Raw genomic sequence first — 998 nt, forward strand, 5'->3', positions numbered from 1 at the left:
TTGAGAGACTGGAAGTCGCCAAACACCCAATCCACTCAGGACGCCCAACCGGATGAACACCCATAAGCATGCCCGACTTACCTTTGCCCGCCGATTCGAGATGGTCAAGCAGATGACGCTGGAGGGCTTGGATGCTGTGCGCGCAGCTGCCGCACACGGCGTCACTGCACCCACAGCCAGGAAGTGGCTTGGTCGCTATCTGGCGGGCGGAGAAGCCGCCTTGGCCGATGCCTCCTCCAAGCCAACACGCTCGCCCAGGGCCATCGACTCGGGCAAGGCCTTGCTCATCCTCGAGTTGCGTAAACGTCGGATGCTGCAGTCACGCATTGCTCGCAGCGTGGGCGTCTCGGCCTCGACTGTCAGCCGCGTGCTGACCCGAGCAGGCATGTCCAAGCTGAGCGACCTGGAGCCTGCCGAGCCGATCGTGCGCTACGAGCACGAAGCTCCTGGAGATCTGCTGCACATCGACACCAAGAAGCTTGGGCGCATCGTGCGTCCCAGCCATCGCGTCACGGGCAACCGACGCGACTCGGTCGATGGTGCTGGCTGGGAGACATTGTTCGTGGCCATCGACGACCACGCAAGGCTGGCGTTCACCGCCATGCACCCCGACGAGAAGCAGGTGCAAGCGGTCCTGTTCCTGCGCAATGCGGTGAACTATTACGCCCGCCTGGGCATCACTGTGCGGAGACTGCTGACTGACAACGGCCCGGCGTTCCGCTCGCGCGAGTTCAAGGCGACTTGCACTGAACTGGGTATCAGGCACAGCTTCACGCGACCCTACCGACCGCAGACAAACGGCAAGGCCGAGAGGTTCATCCAGTCCGCGTTGCGCGAGTGGGCCTACGGCTGGACCTACCAGAACTCAGCTCACCGAACCGATGCCCTGGCGAGCTGGCAGCACCACTACAACTGGCATCGCCCGCACAGCGGCATCGGCGGTATCGCGCCTATGTCCAGACTCAACTCGTCAAGAAACAACCTCTTGACGCTTCACA

At 62.6% G+C, this 998-nt stretch carries 1 protein-coding gene; it reads left to right on the forward strand.

The genetic code is table 11. The features are described 5' to 3' along the window. Positions 1-52 precede the first annotated feature (52 nt). Positions 53-998: IS481 family transposase (locus AC1DFC_RS29765; RefSeq protein ID WP_413336379.1), on the forward strand; the 946-nt coding region annotated here is incomplete at its 3' end.

Source organism: Variovorax sp. 10L421 (assembly GCF_056395365.1).